The sequence below is a fragment of the Pseudomonas sp. WJP1 genome, from assembly GCF_028471945.1.
In the GTDB taxonomy this organism is placed as follows: Bacteria; Pseudomonadota; Gammaproteobacteria; order Pseudomonadales; family Pseudomonadaceae; genus Aquipseudomonas.
Map to the genome: position 1 here is coordinate 1296851 of NZ_CP110128.1, position 22796 is coordinate 1319646.

20 protein-coding genes and 2 pseudogenes are annotated in these 22796 nt (G+C 60.4%); 8 read left to right on the forward strand and 14 right to left on the reverse strand.

Annotated features, from left to right (window positions below):
- Positions 1-92: 92 nt before the first annotated feature.
- The gene (locus OH720_RS05835) at positions 93-302 is read right to left on the reverse strand and encodes a cold-shock protein (RefSeq protein WP_002554837.1); all 210 of its coding nucleotides are present in this window, start codon (positions 300-302) and stop codon (positions 93-95) included.
- Positions 303-655: 353 nt separating this feature from the next.
- Here OH720_RS05835 and dcd point away from each other — a divergent pair, with 353 nt between their 5' ends.
- A complete protein-coding gene (gene dcd, locus OH720_RS05840; protein WP_008060695.1) occupies positions 656-1222 on the forward strand; it encodes a dCTP deaminase in 567 nt (188 codons plus the stop codon).
- 107 nt (positions 1223-1329) lie between these two features.
- On the forward strand, positions 1330-1539 hold the full coding sequence (locus OH720_RS05845; RefSeq protein WP_272604867.1) for a hypothetical protein: 210 nt from the start codon (positions 1330-1332) through the stop codon (positions 1537-1539).
- Between the two features lie 36 nt (positions 1540-1575).
- Here OH720_RS05845 and pdeM read toward each other — a convergent pair whose 3' ends face one another.
- Positions 1576-2229 (reverse strand): ligase-associated DNA damage response endonuclease PdeM, encoded by a 654-nt coding sequence (gene pdeM / locus OH720_RS05850; RefSeq protein WP_272604868.1) that lies wholly within the window; start codon positions 2227-2229, stop codon positions 1576-1578.
- Positions 2229-4715, reverse strand: a complete 2487-nt coding sequence (locus OH720_RS05855; protein WP_272604869.1) for a ligase-associated DNA damage response DEXH box helicase — start codon at positions 4713-4715, stop codon at positions 2229-2231. The genes pdeM and OH720_RS05855 overlap by 1 nt, the downstream gene beginning before the upstream one ends.
- Positions 4716-4951: 236 nt before the next feature.
- On the opposite strand from OH720_RS05855, the gene OH720_RS05860 reads away from it, so the two are divergent.
- On the forward strand, positions 4952-5329 hold the full coding sequence (locus OH720_RS05860; RefSeq protein ID WP_272604870.1) for a hypothetical protein: 378 nt from the start codon (positions 4952-4954) through the stop codon (positions 5327-5329).
- Positions 5330-5375: 46 nt separating this feature from the next.
- On the opposite strand, the gene OH720_RS05865 is transcribed toward OH720_RS05860, so the two are convergent.
- The 8 genes from OH720_RS05865 to OH720_RS05900 form a co-directional block, all read right to left on the reverse strand.
- Positions 5376-6140, reverse strand: coding sequence for an ABC transporter ATP-binding protein (locus tag OH720_RS05865; RefSeq protein ID WP_272604871.1), 765 nt, complete (start codon positions 6138-6140; stop codon positions 5376-5378).
- Positions 6141-6153: 13 nt separating this feature from the next.
- Positions 6154-7272, reverse strand: a complete 1119-nt coding sequence (locus tag OH720_RS05870) for a succinylglutamate desuccinylase/aspartoacylase family protein (RefSeq protein WP_272604872.1) — start codon at positions 7270-7272, stop codon at positions 6154-6156.
- Between the two features lie 24 nt (positions 7273-7296).
- The gene (locus tag OH720_RS05875; RefSeq protein ID WP_008060710.1) at positions 7297-8007 is read right to left on the reverse strand and encodes an ABC transporter permease; all 711 of its coding nucleotides are present in this window, start codon (positions 8005-8007) and stop codon (positions 7297-7299) included.
- Positions 8004-8732, reverse strand: a complete 729-nt coding sequence (locus OH720_RS05880) for an ABC transporter permease (RefSeq protein WP_272604873.1) — start codon at positions 8730-8732, stop codon at positions 8004-8006. The genes OH720_RS05875 and OH720_RS05880 overlap by 4 nt, the downstream gene beginning before the upstream one ends.
- Positions 8733-8788: 56 nt before the next feature.
- Positions 8789-9571: a transporter substrate-binding domain-containing protein gene (locus OH720_RS05885; protein ID WP_008060714.1), complete on the reverse strand. Its 783-nt coding sequence runs from the start codon at positions 9569-9571 to the stop codon at positions 8789-8791.
- A 217-nt stretch (positions 9572-9788) separates the two neighbouring features.
- Positions 9789-11474, reverse strand: a complete 1686-nt coding sequence (locus tag OH720_RS05890; RefSeq protein ID WP_272604874.1) for an ATP-dependent DNA ligase — start codon at positions 11472-11474, stop codon at positions 9789-9791.
- Positions 11471-12502 carry a ligase-associated DNA damage response exonuclease gene (locus OH720_RS05895; RefSeq protein WP_272604875.1) on the reverse strand — a complete coding sequence of 344 codons (1032 nt, stop codon included), beginning with the start codon at positions 12500-12502 and terminating at the stop codon, positions 11471-11473. The genes OH720_RS05890 and OH720_RS05895 overlap by 4 nt, the downstream gene beginning before the upstream one ends.
- Before the next feature lie 191 nt (positions 12503-12693).
- Entirely contained in the window at positions 12694-15144 is a 2451-nt protein-coding gene (locus OH720_RS05900; protein ID WP_272604876.1) for a penicillin acylase family protein, read from the reverse strand.
- A gap of 227 nt (positions 15145-15371) precedes the next feature.
- Between OH720_RS05900 and OH720_RS05905 the strand changes: the two genes are divergently transcribed.
- The 3 genes and pseudogenes from OH720_RS05905 to OH720_RS31785 form a co-directional block, all read left to right on the forward strand.
- The gene (locus OH720_RS05905; protein ID WP_272604877.1) at positions 15372-16031 is read left to right on the forward strand and encodes a peptidase inhibitor family I36 protein; all 660 of its coding nucleotides are present in this window, start codon (positions 15372-15374) and stop codon (positions 16029-16031) included.
- Between the two features lie 531 nt (positions 16032-16562).
- A pseudogene (locus OH720_RS31780) lies at positions 16563-17231 on the forward strand (PAS domain-containing protein); the annotation flags it as partial.
- A gap of 129 nt (positions 17232-17360) precedes the next feature.
- Positions 17361-17777: pseudogene (locus OH720_RS31785) on the forward strand (methyl-accepting chemotaxis protein); the annotation flags it as partial.
- A gap of 202 nt (positions 17778-17979) precedes the next feature.
- Here OH720_RS31785 and OH720_RS05915 read toward each other — a convergent pair.
- From OH720_RS05915 to OH720_RS05925, 3 genes are all read right to left on the reverse strand, one after another.
- Positions 17980-18540: a hypothetical protein gene (locus OH720_RS05915; RefSeq protein WP_272604879.1), complete on the reverse strand. Its 561-nt coding sequence runs from the start codon at positions 18538-18540 to the stop codon at positions 17980-17982.
- A 172-nt stretch (positions 18541-18712) separates the two neighbouring features.
- Entirely contained in the window at positions 18713-19351 is a 639-nt protein-coding gene (locus OH720_RS05920; RefSeq protein ID WP_272604880.1) for a glutathione S-transferase family protein, read from the reverse strand.
- Between the two features lie 80 nt (positions 19352-19431).
- Positions 19432-20463 (reverse strand): LacI family DNA-binding transcriptional regulator, encoded by a 1032-nt coding sequence (locus OH720_RS05925; RefSeq protein WP_272604881.1) that lies wholly within the window; start codon positions 20461-20463, stop codon positions 19432-19434.
- 215 nt (positions 20464-20678) lie between these two features.
- Between OH720_RS05925 and OH720_RS05930 the strand changes: the two genes are divergently transcribed.
- Both OH720_RS05930 and OH720_RS05935 read left to right on the forward strand, forming a co-directional pair.
- Entirely contained in the window at positions 20679-21212 is a 534-nt protein-coding gene (locus tag OH720_RS05930; RefSeq protein ID WP_272604882.1) for a gluconokinase, read from the forward strand.
- A gap of 81 nt (positions 21213-21293) precedes the next feature.
- Positions 21294-22646, forward strand: a complete 1353-nt coding sequence (locus tag OH720_RS05935) for a GntP family permease (RefSeq protein WP_180203203.1) — start codon at positions 21294-21296, stop codon at positions 22644-22646.
- Positions 22647-22796 lie beyond the last annotated feature (150 nt).

Below are 22796 nucleotides of genomic sequence, written 5' to 3' on the forward strand. Positions count from 1 at the left end.
TCGGGTCGCGATTTTTTTTGCCCGGCAAAAACACACGGGCACAAAAAAGCCCCGCTTTTGAGGGCGGGGCCTTTCACTAAAGCAAGTACAAGTTAGATAACTTGAACTTCTTCAGCTTGCATGCCTTTCTGACCGCGGGTAGCGATGAAAGAAACCTGTTGGCCTTCTTTCAGGCTTTTGAAGCCGTCGGATTGGATAGCTTTGAAGTGAACGAACAGGTCGTCACCGGATTGTGGAGTGATGAAGCCGAAGCCTTTTTCATCGTTGAACCACTTAACGGTACCGGTTTGGCGATTAGACATGGTGTAACTCCTTGAACAAAGATAACTGCGACTCAGGAAGAACCCTGGCCGAGACTGAGTGCAAAGAGCAGGAAAAATTCTTGTAGATGGTTGGATCGAAATTCAACATATCGTGTAGAGATTCTCAGTGACACAAGCAGCACAGTGGCGCCACCTTAACCCTTTTTCCGGAACGTGCCAATGCTTCTTGCGAAGGTTTCTCTGTTTTAAGGATCGACGGTGTGACGCTTCGTCGCCAGCGCAGGTAATTCCTGACTGTCCGGCGAGAATTGCAGAGCGGACTTTGAACCCGGCGGCGCGCCCGGTAAGATGCCGGACAGAATTTTTCGACCTCGCTATTCAGGACACCCGCCATGAGCATCAAATCGGACAAGTGGATTCGCCGCATGGCGCAGGAACACGGCATGATCGAGCCTTTCGTCGAGCGCCAGGTGCGCGGCAGCGACGAGAGCCGTGTGATCTCCTACGGCGTGTCCAGCTACGGCTACGATGTGCGTTGCACCAATCACTTCAAGGTATTCACCAACATCAATTCGGCCATCGTCGACCCGAAAAACTTCGATGCCGGCAGTTTCGTCGACATCCATAGCGACGTCTGCATCATTCCGCCGAATTCCTTCGCCCTGGCCAGCACCGTCGAATACTTCCGCATCCCGCGTAACGTGTTGACCATTTGCCTGGGCAAAAGCACCTACGCGCGCTGCGGCATTATCGTCAACGTCACGCCGCTCGAGCCTGAGTGGGAAGGTCACGTGACCCTGGAGTTCTCCAACACCACCAACCTGCCGGCGAAAATCTACGCCAACGAAGGCGTGGCGCAGATGCTGTTCCTCGAATCCGACGAAGAGTGCGAAGTCTCCTACAAGGACCGTGGCGGCAAGTACCAGGGCCAGCGTGGCGTCACCCTGCCACGCACCTGAGTCAGCCGTCCGATGGGCCTCGGGAATTCCTGGGCGAGCGTACACTCTATGGAGTGTACTGTTCCGATTCGCGCAAGGCGGATCGGGCCATCGCCCAGGAGTGCTTTATGAAGATCGATCCCAGAATAAGTGCCGAACTGGCAAGGCTTGAGCCCAATCAGGTTGGCGTTTTGGCCTGGTCCTTGTTGGCACACCCGCCCGTCAGCTTGGCCGGTGGCATCCCCGGCCAGCCTGATCCCGATACCCCCAACGAACAACCGACCGAGCCCGGCGAGCCAACCTTGCCCGACGAGCCGCCTCCTGCGCCGGTGGCCTGAGATTTTTCTTCTGTAGGAGCGAAGCAAGCTTCGCTCCTACAGGGGCCATATTTCGTTGTCGCCGATGACGAAAATCCTACAGTGGTCGTCCCGTTCCACCGGATAGCCCCCGGTAAACGCGCCGAAGGCCGGTAGCAGGCTGATTTCCTCGCCAAGTCTGAAGCAGGCCAGCCGCAGTCTTTGCCGACCCCGACCGTTGAGCCGATAAACTGGATGCACGTGACCAGCGAGCACATGTCGATCCGGATGCGGTTGCGGTTCGTGCTGCAAAGCGAACGGCCCCAGCAGCAATGGCTCCGGCACTACGTGAATGTTCAACGAGGCCGGCGGATCCCCGGCACGCTTGTCGTGGTTGCCGCGAATCAATGTCACAGCCAACTCGGCGTTGCGTGTTCGCCAGTCAGCCAAGGCTTTGAGCGTGGCGGCGGCATGGGAGCCCGGGCCGTGAAGAAAGTCGCCGAGGAAAATCAGCTGTCGGCAGGGCAGGGTGGCCAACAGTCCGTCGAGCACGGCGATATTGTGGCTAGTAGTGCCTTGGGGGACCGGTTGGCCAAGGCTTCGGTAGGCGGCGGCCTTGCCGAAATGCATGTCGGCGATCAACAGCGCTTGCTGGGCAGGCCAGTAGAGGGCTTTCTCCGGTAGCAGCCAAAGTTCCTCGCCGGCCAGTCGAACGGGGTAGGGTGTACTCATCAGGCTTTCCCTGTCCCGGCGGTTTTCTCGAGGTCGCTGACCATGCGCCTGATGCGGTCGGCGAGTTTTTCCGAACTCATACTCTCTCGCATACGTTCCACCAGCAGCGGAAACCCGAGGGGTGTAGGGCGTTTGACGTGATGCAGGTCGAGATGCAATTGATTGATGTGTGCCAACGTCTGTTCCAGGCGATGAATATCCAGTTCTTCGCGTAGGACTTCTTCGCCGGCCTGGGCCAATAGCAAATTGTCCGCGTCGTACTGTTTGAACACTTCGAAAAACAACCCGCTCGAGGCCTGAACCTGGCGCGTGCTTTTCGGTGCACCGGGATAACCGGCGAACACCAGCCCGGCAATCCGGGCTATTTCCCGAAAGCGCCGCAAGGCCAGCTCTCCGGCATTCAGGCTGGCGAGTACGTCCCTGAGCAAATGCTCTGCACTCAACAACTCCGGATTCAAGGCTTGCGCCCAGTCCACCGGGGTGGCGCTCAAGAGTTCCAGCCCGTAATCATTGACGGCGATGGAAAACGTCACGGCCTGCTGTTGACTGACTCGCCAGGCCAGCAGACTGCCCAGCCCCAGATGCACCTGGCGGCCGGCGAAGGGATAAAGGAACAGGTGCCAGCCCTCACGGGACTTCAGCGCCTCGGCCAGCAACGATTGCGACGTTGGCAAGCCGGACCAGCGTTGCTGCAGCTCCAGCAGGGGGCACAGTGCCTGCATTTCCGGGCCGCTGAACTCGCCGCGCGCCGCCGCACTGAAACGCGCGACCACCGCTTGCGCCAGCTCATTGGAAAGGGGCATCCGCCCGCCATTCCAGCGTGGCACCGAGGCTTTCTTCACGGTGCTGCGTTTGACGTAAGCGGTCATGTTTTCCACGCGCACCAACTCCAGCAGCCGTCCGGCAAACAGAAAACCGTCACCCGGCTTGAGCCGTGCAATGAAACCTTCTTCGACACTGCCCAGTTGTTTGCCACCGCCGCCCTTGCTCCAGAACTTCAGCTGAATGCTCGCATCGCTGACAATCGTGCCGATGCTCATGCGGTGGCGTCGGGCCAATCGTGCATCGGGGACACGCCAGATTCCCTGTTCATCCGGTTCGACCCGGCGGTAATCCGGATAGGCTGTCAGTGAAAGTCCGCCATGGCGTACGAAAGCCAGCGCCCAGGTCCAGTCCGCCTCGCTGAGATCACGATAGGCCCAGGCGGCGCGTACCTCATCAAACAACTGATCGGGCACAAACCCACCGCCCAGCGCCATGCTGACCAGATGCTGGACCAGCACATCCAGCGGTTTATGGGGTGAGGTTCGAGGTTCGATCCGCCGCTGCGCCACCGCGTCCTGTGCCGCTGCGGCTTCGATCAGCTCCAGGCTGTGGGTCGGTACCAGCGTCACCCGCGATATTCGCCCCGGCGCATGCCCCGAACGACCCGCACGCTGCATCAGCCGCGCCACGCCTTTGGCCGAGCCAATTTGCAGCACCCGTTCCACCGGCAGGAAGTCCACCCCCAGATCCAGGCTGGAGGTGCAGACCACCGCCTTGAGTTGGCCTTCCTTGAGGGCGCGCTCCACCCAGTCACGGGTTTCACGGGACAACGAACTGTGATGCAGCGCGATCAGCCCGGCCCAGTCAGGCCTTGCCTCAAGCAAGGCCTGATACCAGATTTCCGATTGCGCCCGAGTATTGGTGAAGACCAGGCTGCTGGTGCTGGCCTCCAGTTGCGCGGCGACCTGCGGCAACATTTTCAGGCCGATATGTCCGGCCCATGGGAAGCGTTCTATTCCGGGCGGCAGCAAGGTATCGACCAGCAGTTTTTTATCGGCCCGGCCTTGAACGCTGATGCCGCCGCCCTGTGGGATCAATACCTGCTCGGCGTGGTCCTGATTACCCAGCGTCGCCGAAACGCCCCACACGATCAAATGCGGGTTCCAGCGACGCAGGCGAGCGAGCGCAAGTTGCAGTTGCACGCCGCGCTTGTTGCCGAGCAATTCGTGCCATTCGTCGACCACGACCATGCGCAAGGTCGAGAGCGCTGTTTTCGCGTCGGCCCGGGCGAGCATCAACGTCAGGCTTTCCGGGGTGGTAATCAGTGCGGTGGGCAGGCGCCGGCTCTGGCGCGCCCTTTCGCTGCTGCTGGTATCGCCCGTGCGCAGGCCGACGCTCCACGAGAGCTGCAAGTCGACCAGCGGCCCTTGCAGCGCGCGGGCGGTGTCTGCAGCCAAGGCACGCATCGGGGTTATCCACAATACGGTCAGGGGCTCGGCCACGGGCTTTCGTTTACGTGGTGTTTCAACCGCAGGTGAACAGCGTGCGAAGCGATTGAGCGCGCCGAACCAGACCGCGTAGGTTTTACCGGCACCGGTGCTGGCATGGAGCAACCCGGACTGCCCGCGCTTGATGGCTACCCATACCTGTTTCTGAAACTCGAATGGCTTCCAGTCGCGAGCGGTAAACCAGCGTTTGGCGAAGTCGTAGTGGGTTCCCATTCGGGCCGCGTGCGCTCTGGAAGGCTTCTTTCAATGACCACGCCGGCCTGGCAAAGGTTTAATCAAATGAATGGGCCGGCACACTTCCCGCCGCGCGCTTTTCATATTCGGAAAAAACTGTGTCTGTCGTTGAAACCTTTGGGCCGCCAGGCCGTGGTTTTATCGCTGCTCCGTTCGCTCGGCAGCGTTTCGCAAAGGCCGACAGCCAGTCGAAGAATATGAAAAGGAGCATTCAGATGAAGTCAGTTCGTGCAGGACATTTGCACGCCGATTTGCTCACGGCGAGTGAGTGCCTGGCGTTTCGGGCAGCGCCAACGCTGGACTTTTTCGAGCTGCCAGGCCTGCATTGCCTTGGCGCGAGCAATGGCCAGGACAAAACGTTTTACGTCTATCTGCCACAGGGCATCGAGAGTGGCAGGTTTGCCCTGGGGCTGTGTGAGCGGTCCCCCATGATCGTTCATGTGACGGGCGGCTCGGAGGCGGAGCTTTATCGAGGATCGCTTGAATTGGCGGTAGGAGGCGACGCACAGTTTGCCGGAAGTTTCCGAGGCCTGGATGCCGAAGGTATCGAGGTGGAAAACGGCAGCTTCAGGCTGGAATTCGCAGTACCTTGAGTGACGGAAGCCAGTGAGCCTGGCTCCCGATTCATAGGCTGAACGGTTACTTCAGGTTGCCGCTGAGGAACTGTTTCAGGCGCTCGCTCTTCGGATTGCCCAGCACATCCTCCGGCGCACCTTCTTCCTCCACCAGCCCCTGGTGCAGGAACAACACCTGGCTCGACACTTTGCGCGCGAAGCTCATTTCATGGGTGACCATGATCATGGTCCGGCCTTCTTCGGCCAAGCCCTGGATCACCTTGAGCACTTCACCCACCAGTTCCGGGTCCAGCGCCGAGGTCGGTTCGTCGAACAGCATCACTTCCGGTTCCATGGCCAACGCGCGGGCAATTGCCACCCGTTGTTGCTGGCCACCGGAAAGGAATGCCGGATATTGATCTGCTACGCGCGCTGGCAGCCCGACCTTGTCGAGATAACGCCGGGCACGGTCTTCGGCTTCCTGCTTGCTGCAGCCCAACACCCGGCGCGGGGCCATGGTGATGTTTTCCAGCACCGTCATGTGGCTCCACAGGTTGAAATGCTGGAACACCATGGCCAGGCGGGTGCGGATTCGTTGCAACTCATCGGGATCGGCCACGTGCATGCCGTGATGATCCTTGATCATGCGGATAGCCTGGCCGTCGAGGCTCATGGCACCGTCGTTGGGCTGTTCGAGGAAGTTGATGCAGCGCAGGAAAGTACTTTTTCCGGAGCCGCTGGCGCCGATCAGGCTGATGACATCGCCCGTGTTGGCCTTGAGCGAAACGCCCTTGAGCACCTCATGATCGCCATAGCTTTTATGCAGGCCTTCAATGGTCAGTTTGTACATGGAGCATGCATCCTCAAGGCGAAAGTAGGTAGCCGCTGCGATAGGCTTCGACGCCCGCGACGTGGGCGATCACCATGCCGGCCGTGGCCATGCGGCGCAGTGAGCGGGCGTACATCAGGCCGGCAACCGTGCAATGGACGGGCGTGACACGGTCGCTGATCGGGTCGATGATTTCGGCGATCAGTTGCCCGGCTTCCAGGTATTGCCCCGGCAGCGCACTGAACACCAGCAAGCCGCCGACCGGCGTCGCCACAGGTTCCACGCCGGCCAGGGGGGTGGCCGGGTAGGGCAGGTCGGGCAAAGGCGCCGACTCTCCGGTAATCGCGCCGAAATCAATCAGGTAATCAATCAACGCCTGACTGTCGAGGCTGGCCAGTGGGTGGTTGACGTCGCCCTGGCCGCGCAGTTCGACGGTGACCGAGAAACTGCCCAGGGGAATGTCGAACTGCTCGCCGAAGCGCTCTTTCAACTGCCACCAAAGCAGGGTGAAACACTCATCGAACGACTGACCGCCGGAGTCGGTAGCCAGCAGGCTGGCTTGGGAACCGATGTAGCGGGCCAGCGGCTCGACCTGCGGCCAGGCCTCGGGCGTGGTGTACAGGTGCGCGACAGCCTCGAAATCGCAATGCAGGTCCAGCACCATGTCGGCATCGCAGGCCAGCCGTTGCAGGGTCAGGCGCTGGGATTGCAACTGGGTGCTGGCGGTCTGCCGCGCCAATGCCTGGCGCAGGCTGTCGCGGATCAGTTCGAGGTTGCGCTGCGGGTCGTCGCCGAGCTGGCCTTCGATCGCGTTGCCTACTTCTTCGCTCAAATCGACGAACCAGCGGTTGAAGTTCTGCCCGCTTTCGAGCTCATAGCGGCCCAGCGGTACATCCATCAGCACCTGTTCCAGGCCCGCCGGGTTGGCCACGGGCACCAGGACGATTTCGCTGCGCAGGCGGCCGGCGGCTTCCAGCTCCGCCAGGCGTTGCTTGAGGTGCCAGGCCACCAGCATGCCGGGCATTTCATCGGCGTGCAGGGACGACTGGATGTAGATCTTGCCGTTGGCCGATTGCGGCCCGAAGTGAAAACTGTGGATCTGTCGTGTGGTCCCCGGCATTGGGGCCAGCAGGTCATGTATCTGGTGGCGCATTTGTCTTGTTTCCCGAAGCGGGTCCTAGTGAGTCGGCCCGAGGAAGGCCAGCCATCGGCGTTCGGCGAGGCGGAACAGGCCGACCAGCGCAAAGGTGACGGTCAGGTAGATCAGGGCGGCGATGCCAAACGACTGGAAGGTCAGGAAGGTCGCCGAGTTGGCGTCCCGAGCGACTTTCAGGATGTCCGGGATGGTCGCGGTGAACGCCACAGTGGTCGAGTGCAGCATCAGGATCACTTCGTTGCTGTAGTAAGGCAACGAGCGACGCAGGGCCGAAGGCATGATCACGTAGGCATACAGCTTCCAGCCTGTCAGGCCGTAGGCCTTGGCGGCTTCGACTTCACCGTGGGCCATGCTGCGGATCGCCCCGGCGAAGATCTCCGTGGTGTAGGCGCAGGTGTTCAGGGCGAACGCCAGGATGGTGCAGTTCATCGCATCGCGAAAGAAACTGTCGAGCACCGGTTGCGCGCGCACGGCAGCCAGGCTGTAGATCCCGGTGTAGCAGATCAGCAGCTGGATATACAAAGGCGTGCCGCGGAACAGGTAGGTGTAGAACTGCACCGGCCAGCGAATGTAGAAGTGCGGTGAAACCCGGGCGATCGACAGCGGAATCGAGACGATGAAGCCGATGAAAATCGACGCGCTGAGCAGCCACAGGGTCATGGCCAGGCCAGTGATGTTGTTGCCGTCGCTGTAGAGGAAGGGTTTCCAGTATTCCTGCAGGAGTTCGATCATCGTACGGCCTCCCGGGTACCCGCGGCGTAGCGGCGTTCGAGCCAGCGCAGTATGAAGTTGGAAGCACTGGTGATCACCAGGTAGATCAGGGCGGCGAGCACCAGGAAGTAGAACAGTTGATAGCTGCTTTTACCCGCATCCTGGGCAGCCTTGACCAGGTCGGCGAGGCCGATGATCGAGACCAGAGCTGTTGCCTTGAGCATGACCATCCAGTTGTTGCCGATACCTGGCAGGGCATAGCGCATCATTTGCGGGAACACCACGATGCGGAATCGCTGGCCGCGCTTGAGCCCGTAGGCGGTGGCCGCTTCGACCTGGCCGCGAGGCACGGCGAGGATCGCGCCACGGAAGGTTTCGGTGAAGTACGCACCGTAAATGAAGCCCAGGGTCAGCACCCCGGCGCTGAACGGGTTGATCTCGATGTATTCCCATTCCATGTAATCGGTGAGCGACGTCAGCCAGGTTTGCAGGCTGTAGAAGATCAGCAGCATCAGCACCAGGTCCGGTACCCCGCGAATCAGCGTGGTGTAGCACTGGGCAAGCAGGCGCAGCAGTTTGACTTTCGACAATTTGGCACTGGCGCCGATCAGGCCGAGCAATACGGCCACCAGCAGCGACATCGCCGATAACTTGATGGTCATCCAGGTGCCTTCCATCAGCAGCGGGCCAAAGCCCTTGAGGCTGAAGGCGGAGAGCCCCAGATTTTGCAGGAGGTTTTCGAACATAAATCAGCAACCTGATCGGATGAAAAAAGCGCCCATCACGGGATGGGCGCCGGGCATTACTTGCCGCTGTACAGGTTCAGATCGCCAAAGTGTTTCTTTTGAATAGTGGCGTAGGTGCCATCATCGTGTAACGCTTTGATACCTTTATCCAAAAGTGCTTTCAGCTCGGTGTTACCTTTCTTAATACCGATCGCCGTCTTGGCAGGCAGCAGTTCGCTGTCGACCGGCTTGCTGATTTCGTAATCGGCGCCATTTGGCGACTTCAGGAAGCCCAGTTCGGCTTGCAGCATGTCCTGGATCCCGGCGTCGAGACGGCCGGAAGTCAGGTCGGAATACACCTGGTCCTGATTCTGGTAAGCCTGGGTTTTCACCCCGGCCTTGTCCAGGACGGCCTTGGCATAGGCTTCCTGGATGGTGCCTTGTTCGTAGCCGACGGTCTTGCCCTTCAGCGAAGCGACGTCTGCGGTCACGCCAGAACCTTTCTTGGACACGTAGGCGGTCGGGCCGGAGAACAGCTCGCTGGAGAAGTCGATGACTTTTTCGCGGGCCGGGGTGACGGTCATCGACGAGATCACGCCGTCGAATTTATTGGCCTTGAGGCCAGGAATCATGCCGTCGAAGTCACTTTCGACCCATTTGCACTTGACCTTCAGCTCGGCGCAGATCGCGTTCCCCAGGTCGATGTCGAAGCCTACCAGGTTGCCGTCGGCCGCTTTCGACTCGAACGGCGCGTAGGAAGGGTCAACACCAAAACGCAATTCCTTGTATTCCTTTGCCAGCGCGGAACCGGCTGCCACGCACAACGCCAGTGCAGAAAGGGTCAGCAATGCTTTTTTCATTATTCAATCCCTAAGAACCAATATGAGCGCTTGTGGCGCAGAATTATTGTTACTGGTAAGCGTAAGCCCTAAAGAAAGTAGCAATTTCCGAACCATAGTGCCGAACAAGCGTTTAAAAGGTTTTTTCAAGAAATTGCCGGAGGGGATTAGTGCACGAAAATGGGCGTCATGAAAAGCCCGCACTTTTTTGGATCCGCGCAGCGCTCGCAAGATGCATTCAGCCGAGCAAATCCTGCAATGTACCCAAGTGATCCGCCTCTTCGACCGATTTGTCCTGGCGCCAGCGCAGCATCCGCGGAAACCGCACCGCAATCCCGCTTTTGTGCCGCTTGGACAAGGCAATGCCCTCGAAACCCAGTTCAAACACCAGGCTCGGCCTGACGCTGATCACCGGGCCGAATTTTTCCACCGTGGTCCTGCGCACGATGTTGTCGACCTGGCGCATTTGCTCATCGGTCAACCCCGAATAGGCCTTGGCAAACGGCACCAGCGCGCGCTGGCTGGCGTCGGGTGGCGCGTCCCAGACGGCGAAGGTGTAATCGCTGTAGAGACTGGCCCGACGGCCATGGCCGCGTTGTGCGTAGATCAGCACCGCGTCGACACTGAACGGGTCGACTTTCCATTTCCACCAGACCCCCATGTCCTTGGTGCGACCGACGCCGTAGAGCGCGTCCCGGGCCTTGAGCATCATGCCTTCGACGCCGAGCCTGCGCGATGCTTCCCGCTGACGCGCGAGGTCGAACCAGTCTTCGCCGGTCAACAGGGGCGAGGCGAGCAGCAGTGGATTGTTGGCCTGGGCGATCACCTGCTCCAGTTGACTGCGCCGCCGGCTTTGCGGCTGGTTGCGCCAGTCCGCACCTTGCCATTCGAGCAAATCGTAAGCGAGGAGGACCACCGGTACGTCATTGAGAATCTTGCGGGTGAGGTTTTTGCGGCCGATACGCTGCTGCAACAGGGCGAAAGGTTGCACGGCGGGGCTTGCCTCAGGCGGATCGAAGGCATCTTCGGTGCCCGATTGAGTGGCTTTCCAGGCGACGATCTCGCCGTCGATCACGGTGCCGTCGGGCAGGCAGTGGATCAGGCTGTCAAATTCAGGAAAGCGATCAGTGACCAACTCTTCACCCCGGGACCAGATCCACAGGCGCCCCTCGCGCTTGACGATCTGGGCGCGGATGCCGTCCCACTTCCATTCCACCTGCCACTGGGTGGTGGCACCGAACAGCGCTTCGAATTGTTCGACCGGTTGTGCCAGGGCATGGGCGAGGAAAAACGGATACGGCTGGCCACCCCTTTGCGCATGCTCGTCGGGGGATTGCGCGGCGATCAACTTCAGGTAGCTGGCGGCAGTGGGGCGGTGGGACAGGTCGGTATAGCCGACCATGCGCTGGGCCACGCGCTTGCTGTCCAGGCCAGCCATGGAGGCCAGGGCCCGGGTCACCAGCAGCTTGGAGACACCGACGCGAAAGCTGCCGGTGATCAATTTGATGCACAGCATAAGGCTGGGGCGGTCCAGCTGCGACCAGAGAGCGGGCAGGCGTTCGGCGAGCAGCTGCGGGGTTTCGCCGCGCAATGGCAGCAGTTTTTCTTCGATCCACACCGCCAGGCCGTCGCTGGAACGGTAGGGCATCTCGGGCAGCACCAGGGAAATGGTTTCCGCCAGATCGCCCACCGCCTGGTAGCTTTCTTCGAATAGCCAGGCTGAAAGCCCGGAATAGGCGACTGCCAACTCACGCAGGACGCGCACTGGCACCAATTGCCTGGGGCGTCCTCCGGACAGAAAGTACACCGCCCACGCGGCATCTTCCGGTGCGGCCTGGGCAAAGTAATCTTGCATCGCCGCCAGCTTGGCGTTGCTCGACGTGGTGGCGTCGAGCTCGGCGTACAACTGTGCGAAGGCCTTCATGGCAGCGTCTCGACGCTCTCGGCCTCGGCCGTCGAGGCCTCCTCATCGTCACCGTACTCGGTGCGAAAGCCCTGGGCATCGAGGCCTTGTTCACGCAGGTGGCGCACCAATACCGCGACGGAACCGTGGGTGACCATCACCCGTTCAGCGCCAGTCTGCTCGATGGCCCAGAGCAAACCCGGCCAGTCAGCGTGATCGGACAACACGAAACCACGATCCACGCCGCGTCGCCGGCGGGCTCCGCGCAAGCGCATCCAGCCACTGGCGAAACCGTCGCTGTAGTCACCGAAGCGGCGCATCCAGGAACTGCCACCGGCCGAAGGTGGCGCGATCACCAGCGCCTTGCGCAGGATCGCATCGCTTTTCTTGAAATCACCGGCGTAGAGCGTCGGTGGCAGCTCTATCCCGGCCTCACGATAGACACGGTTCAGCGGTTCGACCGCGCCATGGGCCAGGATCGGGCCGAGGCTGGCATCGATGCCGTGGAGAATGCGCTGGGCTTTGCCGAACGAATAGCAGAACAGCACGCTGGCTTTCTCTTGCGCCGCATTGGCCTGCCACCACTGGTTGATCTCGGCAAAGACCTGCGCCTGCGGCTGCCAGCGGTAGATCGGCAGGCCGAATGTCGACTCGGTGATGAAGGTGTGACAGCGGACGGGCTCGAAAGGGGCGCAGGTGCCATCGGGTTCGATCTTGTAGTCCCCTGACGCCACCCAGACTTCCCCGCCATATTCCAGGCGCACCTGGGCCGAGCCGAGGACGTGGCCGGCGGGGTGGAAGCTCAGGGTGACGCCGTGATGCACCAGCCGCTCGCCATACGCCAGGGTTTGCAGGTTGATGTCCTGGCCCAGTCGCGCACGCAGAATCCCTTCGCCGGGCGCCGCCGCCAGGTAATGCTGGTTGCCGCTACGGGCGTGGTCGCCATGGGCGTGGGTGATGACCGAGCGCTCGACTGGCCGCCATGGATCAATGTAGAAATCGCCGGCAGGGCAGTACAAGCCTTCGGGGCGCGCGATGACAAGGTCCACGTTGTTATCCGGGTGGAGGGGCTTGTTAGCTAGGAGGCTGGCGCGGGGGGAGAAGTTCTATCGGAGTTCAATGGGGAAACGACTGTGGGAGCGAGCCTGCTCGCGAAAGCGGTGTGTCAGTCAGCATGGATGTTGACTGACAGGGCCTCTTCGCGAGCAGGCTCGCTCCCACATTGGTTCAGTGTCGCTGGTTATTTTCCAGGCGTCAGGGTCAAGCGCTTGGTTCCATACACCCTGTCAAAGTTCTCCGTCTGCATCGGCAAGCTCTGGTACTGCCCCTTCAGCCACGGTTCGATACCGTTGAGGTAGTTCGGGCTGGCCGGGTTGCCGGACTGGCCGGTGGCGATCTGGCCCATCAGCGGTTCGGGCTGGCCGAAGTCGACGATCAGGCGCATGGCCGGTACCCGCGTGGTGCTGAAGTCCTGGCCCACGGCGTACGCGGCCGTGTTGAGGGTGGTGTGGTCGCCGCCGGCCGGCTGCGGACCGCGCACGGTCTGGCCACTGGCGTTCTTCCACTCATAGCGATGAAGTTTGCCCCACTGCCAGGCTTTGTGATCGCCGCCCAACTGACTGTCGCCTGCGGTGATCGCTGCGGCCAGGCTGCGGGCGAGGATCGCCGGTTTGTCTTCCTTCTGCGCGGTGTGCACATCATCCCAGAACGGACTGTCTTCACGCCCCAGCAAGTGATCGGCCTGCGCCGCGTAAGACAAGGCGCCATTGGCGATGAACGCTTGCCATGCCGGGCTGCCTTGCGGTCCCAGTTCATCGAGGAAAATCTGCCGAGTGCTTTCCTGAAGGAACAACTGGTAAATCGCTGCGTCGGCGGAGGTCGGGGCGAGCTTGCCGTCAAACGCCATCAAGCGGGTCAGGGCCTCGCGGGCCTTGCCACGATCTGCCACAGGCAAGGCCTCGATGGCCTGCTTGAGCGGCTGAGACATGCCCGCTGCTTCGAACATTTTCTTCAGTTTGGCGGCGAATGTCGTGGTCTGGTCGTATTGCATGGCGATCAGGCTACGGGTGTCGTGCTTGCCCACGCCAGCCAGCTCGGCCAGGCGCTCGCCACGTTCCGGTGCCGACCAGGAGTTGGACAGCTGCATGCCATAGCCATGGGGAATGACCCGCTGGTTGGCGGTGCCGAGCCAGCCCTGGGCCGGGTCCTGATCGTAGGGGTGCAGCATCGGGTCGGCGTAACCGTCCCAATCGTAGCGTCCTTCCCAGCCAGGCGAGGGCAGCAGGCCTTCGCCTTCGCGACGGTTCGGATAGCGGCCGGTGACTTGCCAGCCAATGTTGCTGGCATCGGCAAACACCAGGTTCAGGGCGATGGCGCGAATCTCGCGGCTGGCGTCCGAGGCTTTCTCGACGTTCTGCGCCCGGGATAAATCAAAGAAGGCGTCCAGGCTCTTGTCGTCGGTAAAGCTTGGTGTTTGCAAAGCCAAACCGAAACCGCTGCCCTGGGCCAGGCTTTGGGCACTGTTGAGCAGGGGGCCGTGGCGGGTTTCGAACACGGCTTCGCGTATTGGCCGCTGGCCTTTGACGAAGTAGGTTTCGTTGCGCACGATCACCGGCTGCCACTTGCCAGCGGTTTCGTAGGAGAGTCCGTTACCCTGGCGTTTGATTTTTTCCAGGAACAGGTCCTGGTTGTCGCCCATGACGCTGGTCATGCTCCAGGCCACTTTGCCGTTGAACCCGCCCAGGATCATCGGCAAGCCGGCGACGGTCACGCCGGAAGCCTGATACTTCGGTGCGCGGATCTGCACGTAGCTAAACAGCGCGGGCACCCCCATCGGGCCATGGCTGTCGCTGGCCAGCAGGCTTTTACCGCTGCGGCTGCGTTGCGGGGCAATGGCCCAGTTGTTCGATGAGGTGGCGCCCAGCAGGTTCAGCTCGGACAACTGGCCGGTGGCCTTGCTGATGTCAGCCAGACCCGGAACCTGCCCGCGGAGGTTGATGCCTTGCAGCTTTTCACTTTCGCCCAGCGGCAGTTTTTCATCCGGGGCGGAAGGGGTCAGCCACGGCAGCTTGTCGGTGGTGACGGTCTGGGCCAGCACCAGCGAGGCAATTTCCTCGGGCAGGTTGGCTGACTGGCTGAAATTGAGCAGGCAGAAAATCAGCGCCGAATCTTCCGGCTTCCAGTATTCGGGCTTGTACCCGGTGGCAACGAGGTCGGCAGGCAGCTTGTCGCGGTAGCGGAACAGATAGGCGTTGACCCCGCGGGCATAGACTTCGAAGAAGCGCTTGAGCCGCGGTGAAGAGGCCTTGTACAACTCGCCGGCGCTTTTCTTCAGGTTGACCGCGCGCATGTAGCGGTCAGCGTCCAACAGGTCCGCCCCCTGCATCTCGGCCAATCGACCCTGGGCGAGCAATCGAAGGGTGACCATCTGCGTGATGCGGTCACTGGCGTGCACATAGCCCAGGGCAAACAGTGCGTCGTGGAAGGTGCTGCTTTCGATCAACGGCATGCCCATGGCATTGCGTCGCACCGAAACGTTCTGCGCCAGGCCTTTGAGCGGCTGTACGCCGGAGGTGGGCGGGAGAGTGTCCTGGGTATTGAAGCTCTGACAACCGGTCAGGCTCAAGGCACCCGCCACTGCTGCGGCAACGCCGAACCGGGGTAGAAAATGTGAAAGGGCTGGCGAGGCCATGGCAAAGCTCCTGCGGGGTAAAGGCGGCGGCGCGCGATAAAGGCGCTACGTTAGTGAGCAGGAGGGGGCCACGCAAGCGGGACGCGGGGTTATTTCAAGAATCGGCCGGATGGCGCCATCCGTCGAGCCTGTTATTTCTGACAGTAGACAATAAAAGGTGCCGAAGGGACTCTGGTTTCCTGCTCACGCTGAATGGGCTCAGCGTGCCTGGTGAACGGGGTCTCTACATGAACCGCAAATGGCTGGTTGGTGTCGTGGCAATCTGCCTCGGTATCGGCGCACTGTTCTTTTCGGCGAAACAGGCGACGGTCAAGCGCAGCCCCTATGCCTTGTTTGAGCCGCCCATGACGATTGAGCAAAAAGCCCTGGTGCAACGGCAAATCGACCGACAACTCATTTCAAAGTCCGGAGGGCATCAAGTCAGCGCTACCCAAGTGACTTACGACGAGGGTGCCGTCGTGCTGGCCTTCCCTGTGCCCGGCGACGCAGGACAGTCAGACCGCTCCTGTGACTATGGTTACATCTGTCTCTGGAGCGCTGCGGATTTTGCGGGCAGGAAGTTGTCATTGCTCAGTTCTGCGAAAAGCCAGCCCGTCAACCTGTCCGACTACGGTATGAGCGCCGAGGTCTCCTCCTGGCAGCACAACAACAAGACCGGCTCGGTAAAGATCTTTGGCGTGGATGGCCCAGGCGCCCGGGGCAACATGGTGATGAGCAATATCCGGGAGGTGATCCTGGGCAAGGGCTGTTGTCCGTTCAGTATTCCCGAGGATGCCCGTGTCATCGGCACCTGGACGGAGATCAATGCACAGAGCCAACTGACCGAGAACAACGACCGGATCATGAGCATCGCGTTTGCGCCCATGTTCATGTTGTTTGCCCAGTAGAAGAGCCCGCTGGCGCCAGGCCCCGCTGAACCGATTTTGTCCTCAATACTGGCCGACTAGTGGCCTTGCAAGCCGGAGGCCGGTGGCTATGCTGACGTCTAACCAGCCATGCCGACCGTTATCGCCGTGTATGGTCCATCGAGCCAAGCTGCCAGAGTGCGCAACCCAAGGCACCGACACACTTGCACAGGAAGTTGTCCGGAAATGGAGTTCGCTTATGAGCACGTTAGGGCTGGCCCGACCCCGGGCTATCAAGAGAAGGATGTCTTGATGAGAGTGTCGCGATAAGGACCCCCTCCGATCGAACATCACCTATCACCTGATTGGTTCCTCCTCCTTGGAGGAACGCGTGTGCCTGTTCTGTTGAACGTAGTGGTGGATTTGAAAGACCAGCAACTTTCATAAACGCGCATAGGTGATACGACCATGTTTAACTTGCATCACAAGGCTGACCTGCTGGAAATCGAACGTTTCAGCTGCGCGCTGACTGAAGCCAACGCCAAGCTGGCTGCTGTCAGCCGGTCCATGGCGATGATCGAATTCACCCCCGATGGCATCGTCCTCGAAGCCAACGAGAATTTTTGCAACGCCATGGGTTACAGCGCCGATGAAGTGCGCGGCAAACACCACCGGATATTCTGTGAAGAGGCGTTTTACCGCAGTGAAGAGTACGCCAAGTTGTGGCGTGATCTGGCCCGGGGCGAGCCGATCAGCGGAACCTTCCTGCGCCTGAACAAGAGCGGCAAGGAGATCTGGCTCGAAGCCAGCTACATGCCGGTGTTCGGCCCCGACAGGCAGGTGCGCAGCGTGATCAAGGTGGCCACTGACATTTCCGCGCGGGTTCATCAGGAACACGAAAACCAAAGCAGGCTCGCCGCCCTTGGCCGCTCCATGGCGGTGATCGAGTTCACCCCCGAAGGCCGGGTGATCACGGCCAACGAAAACTTCCTGAAAACCACGCAGTACTCGCTCCATGAAATTGTCGGTCAGCATCACAGCCTGTTCTGTCATCGCGCCGAAGCGGAATCCCAGGGCTACAGGAATTTCTGGGCCTCACTGAACCGCGGCGAATATCACTCCCATCGTTTCGAGCGCAAGAACAAGCAGGGTCAGACGATCTTCCTGGAAGCCTCCTACAATCCGCTGTTCGACGCCAAGGGCCGCCTGTACAAAGTGGTCAAGTTCGCCAGCGACATCACCCAACAGATGACCACCCTGCAAACCGCGGCGGATTCGGCCCACAGCACTTCGGTGCAAAACGACGCCTGCGCGCGCAAGGGCTCCGAGGTGGTGCAGCAGACGGTGCAGATCATCCAGGACATCTCCAGGGACTTGAACCAGGCGGCGCTGAGCATCGATGCGGTGAGTAAACAGTCCGACATCATCGGCACCATCGTCCAGACCATCCGCGGGATTGCCGATCAGACCAACTTGCTGGCGCTCAACGCCGCCATCGAAGCGGCCCGTGCCGGCGAGCATGGGCGAGGCTTTGCCGTGGTAGCCGATGAGGTGCGCAGCCTTGCCGCACGCACCAGCCAGGCCACCCTGGAAATTGTCGATGTGGTGCGCAAGAACCACGACCTGTCATTGAGTGCGGTGTCGAGCATGCAGTCGAGCCTGAGTCGAACCGGGCTGGGCGTGGAACTGGCGAACGAGGCGGGGGAGGTGATCCTGGAGATCCAGCAGGGGTCGCGCCATGTGGTGGATGCGATCAGCCAGTTCAACTCGACCTTGCAGTTGAACTGATCACCCACCTGATTTCGGATGTGTTCCTGTAGGAGCCAGGCTTGCCGGCGAAGGCGCCCTTGAACATTGCGCTGGTCTTTCGGACGCCTTCGCTTGTAGGAGCCAGGCTTGCCGGCGAAAGCGCCCTTGAACATTGCGCTCGTCTTTCGGACGCCTTCGCCGGCAAGCCGGGCTCCTACAAAAAAAGAACATCAGCGCGTCGTTACAGCGAGGCGATGAGTTTGTCCACACCCACGATGCTGGTGTTTTCACCATTGCGCTGGTCTTTCTCGGTCGCTGCCACCTGCGTCTTGTCCAGCAGGCGCTGGGCTATTTCTTCGCCGATGGCCTGCTGTTTCTCCGGTGGCATCTGATCGATCTCCTCCTGGGTCAAGCCCATCTCTTGCAGGATCGCATCGCGCATGCGCTGTTCCGGGGTCTTGCTCATGTAGTCCTTGAATTCGGCCGTCGCCGAGCCATCGCCGATCCTGTCCTTGACGTCCTCAGGCAGCGGCGCGGAGGTTGCTTGCAGGCCTACGCGGGTCTTGGCGAACGCTTCATCGACGTTATCGCTGATGCGCGAGGCTTCGCTCACCTGTTGCGTGGCCAGTTGTGTGGCGGATTCCTCGACCTGCGTGCTGGTTTGCGTGGTTTGCGCCTGCACGTTGTTTTGCAGGGCCTGCGTCATGACGCTTTGCAGGCCGGCGGCGGCTTCGGCGATCGGGTCTTCACCGGGGCGTTTGGGCAGCGGTGTTACCAAATTTAATTTTGCACTGACCAACATGATAAGCAGACCTTGTAGGTATTGGCGGTGCAGTGCAATCAGCAAATAGTATGCCTATTTCGTAAATATCAACTAAGTCAACTGGTTAGGTTGTCTTTACCCAGCAGGAAGGGTGGGGGTGCGGTCAGAGCTTGCCGCCCGGCGGCAGTGCTCGACCGCTATCGAAAGTCGATCAAGGCAGGCCATTGCAGCAGTGTTTGAGAAAACCCGGGTGTTGCGCCAGGCGTTTGAAATACTCGTCCACCGCCGAATAGTCTGGACGCTCCATGGGCGTCATAAGCCAGCGATTGACCGACAGGCCGATGACAATGTCGGCCACGGTGAATTTTGCCCCAGCGACATAGGCTTGGGTGGTCGCGAGCTGATGTTCGAGGATCGCCATTTTCTGGTTCCAGCTGCGCACGCTGATGTCGATGCGATGTGCATCCTGGAATTCCGGATCCTTGCGCACCAGCGCCATGAACGCATAGCTCCACGACGAATTGAGATCGGTGGCTTGCCAATCCATCCACTGTTCCACCCGCGCGCGGGCGGCCGGTTCGCTGGGCAACAGCTCAGTGTGGTGATGCTGGTGTTTTGCGCTCAGGTAGCGGCAGATGGTGTTGGACTCCCACAGCACACCGGCCTCATCGATGATCACCGGTACCTGCGCGTTGGGGTTGTACCGGAGAAACTCAGGGCTGTGGGTGGAGGCAAAACCGCTGCCCCAATCCTCGCGTTCGTAGGAAAGGCCCAGTTCGTCGCAGGTCCACAGGACCTTTCTGACGTTGATCGACGAGGCTTTTCCCAGAATCTTCAGTGTGTGTTCCATGGAACGACTCCAACGAGAGTGGCGTATAGGCAAGTGTAGGAGCTAGCGCAGGCTACGATCTTTTGATCTTGATTTTAGCCTCAGGTGCTCTCGCGAACCTTCAACTCAAACCCCATGTCCTGCACCGGCTTGGCCACGGTATTACCGGCCATCAGTGTGAGCATCTGCTCCGCCGCGCGACGGCCGATGGCTTCGCGCGGGGTATTGATGCTGCTGAGGCGCGGGACCATGTGTTCCGACATCGGCAAATCGTTGAAGCCAAGAATCGCCACCTGTTCGGGGATCTTGATCGCGCAACGCATGGCCTCAAGCAAGGCGCCCTGGGCCAGGTCGTCGTTGCCGAAGAAGATCGCATCGACATCCGGGTGACTGGCCAGCAGTTGCAGGAACAGTTCGCCGCCCAGGCCGACGGACGAGGCGCGCGGGGTCAGCACCTCCAGGGCGGGGTCATAGAGGCCGGCTTTTTTCAGTGCCTTGCGGAAACCTTCACCGCGCAGCAGGGTGCGTTGGTCCAGCTGCGCGCCGATGTAGGCCAGGCGCTTGCGCCCACGCGAGAGCAAATGCTCGGCCGCCGTTTCGCCGGCCGCCAGTTGCGAAAAGCCGACGCAATTGAGCCCGGCAGCGCTGTCGAGCTCCATCATGTACACGCACGGGATGTTGCTGGCTTCGATCATCCGCCGCGAACTTTCGGTGCGGTCGAAACCGGTCAGCAGCAAGCCCCGGGGCTGATAGGCCATGTAGTTGCGCAGCAGGTTTTCTTCTTCGTCGCGCGAGTAATGGAAGTTGCCGATCAGCACTTCGAAGCCCTTGGGGCGCAGCACCTGATGAATGGCTTCCAGGGTGTCGATGAACAACAGGTTGGACAAGGACGGCACCAGCACCACCACCGAATGGCTCTGCGCCGAAGCCAGGGCACGGGCTGCAGGGTTGACCACGTAGTTGAGTTCCTGCGCGGCTTTCTGGACTTTTTCCACCAGTTCGGTGGCCACCGTGCTGACCCCGCGCAGGGCGCGGGAAGCGGTAATCGGGCTGACACCGGCCAGGCGTGCCACTTCGTTCAGGGTGGGGCGGCCAGTGGTGCGAGTATTTTTATCGTTTTTAGTTGGAGTCATCGACGGCTTGCCAAACAAAATTCAAGGCACTAAGGTAGCGCTGTCTCGATGCAGCTGCAAATGCGTGAGCGGGGGTTCGCCTGATCCTCGCTTTTTGGCGTTGGGAACACACATGCTGCAACCCACAAAATGACAAGAAAGGCGTCGGCAACTTCTGCTTTTGATCGAGTGTCATAGCTTTCAAAGGTAGCGCTGTCTGCGCGCTGAGGTGTTACATGAATCATCCCATCACCGCCCTGGTCATCATGGGCGTTGCCGGTTGCGGCAAGACGTGCGTCAGCGAAGCCCTGTGCCAACTGAGCGGCGCCACTGCCATTGAAGGCGACTCTTTCCATCCTGCCGCCAATATCGAAAAGATGAGCGCGGGAATCCCCCTGAACGATGAAGACCGTGCCGGCTGGCTCGACAGCCTGTGCGATGAACTGCGCCGCATCGATGCCCTGGGCCAGCGCCCGGTGCTGACCTGTTCGGCGCTCAAGCACATTTACCGCGAGCGCCTGCGCAGTGCCTTGCCGGGCCTGGGCTTCGTGTTCCTGGAGTTGACCCCGGAAGTTGCTGCCGAACGTGTCTCCCATCGGCCAGGTCATTTCATGCCGGCAACCCTGATCGAAAGTCAGTTCGCCACCCTCGAGTCTCCCAAGGGTGAGCCGCTGACACTGGCGCTCAATGCCTCGATCCACAGCGTTGAAGAACTGGCCGCGCAGGCCCACACCTGGTGGCAGGCCAACGGCCTGAAGCAGGCGGTATGAACGTGCTTTCAAAGACAGCGCTGTCCTCACGACTTCTGATTAACCCGCTTTAATAACAACAACAACCAGGAGACACCCCTAATGTTTGGCATGTCCCACGAGACGTTCCTGCTGCTCGACGCAGTGGTCACGGTGATCGGGCTTATCGTCCTGATCACCAAGTTCAAGTTGCACCCCTTTCTTGCCCTGATCATCGCCGCCGCTTTCCTCGGGCTGACCTCCGGCATGCCGATCGGCACCATCATCAAGGCGTTCCAGGACGGCTTTGGTGGCGTGCTCGGTTTCGTCGGGATCATCCTGGCGCTGGGGACCATGCTCGGCAAAATGATGGCCGAGTCGGGCGGGGCGGATCAGATCGCCCAGACCCTGATCCGCGCTTTCGGCAAGGACAAGGTGCAGTGGGCAATGATGTTCGCGGCCTTCCTGGTCGGCATCCCGCTGTTCTTCGAAATCGGCTTCGTGCTGCTGATTCCACTGGTGTTCATCGTTGCCCGCCGCACTGGCGTGTCGATCATCAAGATCGGTATCCCGCTGCTGGCCGGCCTCTCCGCGGTGCATGGCCTGGTGCCACCGCACCCGGGTCCGTTGCTGGCCATCGGCGTGTTCGGTGCCGACATCGGTAAAACCATTCTGTACGGCCTGATCGTTGCGTTGCCGACGGCCATCATTGCCGGCCCGATCTTCGGTACCTTCATCGCCAAGCACATCCCCGGTCATCCTAACCAGGAGCTGGTGGATCAACTGGCCCGCGAATCGGACACGTCTGAACTGCCGAGCTTTGGTATCACCCTGGTCACCGTGCTGCTGCCGGTGTTCCTGATGCTGCTCAAGACTTTTGCCGACGTAGTGCTGCCCGATGGCAATATCTTCCGCGCCTTCATGGACCTGATCGGTCACCCGATTTCGGCGTTGCTGCTGGCGCTGCTGCTGTCGCTGTATACCTTCGGCTACAAGCAGGGCATCGGTTCCAGCCAGATGATGAAATGGCTGGATGCGAGCCTCGCGCCAACCGCCGCGATCATCCTGATCATCGGTGCCGGTGGTGGCTTCAAGCAGATGCTGGTGACCAGCGGTGTGGGTGACGTGATCGGCCACATGGCGGTCAATGCACAGATCTCGCCGATCCTGCTGGCCTGGCTGGTGGCGGCGGTGATCCGCATCGCGACCGGTTCGGCGACCGTGGCGACCATTACTGGCGCGGGCATCGTGGTGCCGGTGGTGGGGATGATCCCAGGGGTTAACCGTGAGCTGCTGGTGCTGGCCACCGGTGCCGGTTCGTTGATCCTATCCCACGTGAATGACGCCGGTTTCTGGCTGGTGAAGCAGTACTTCAACATGACCGTGGCAGAAACGTTCAAGACCTGGACCGCGATGGAAACCATTCTGTCGGTGGTGGGCCTGGGCTTTATCCTGTTGCTGTCGTTGTTCGTTTAAGGCATTCGCCAGACACAAAAAAACCGCAGCGATGCGGTTTTTTTGTGGGTGTTGAACTCATGGCTCTACACAAAACCAATGTAGGAGTGAGCCAGCTCGCGATAGCGGTGGGACAGTCGACATCTTTGTTGGATGTGATGGCCTCATCGC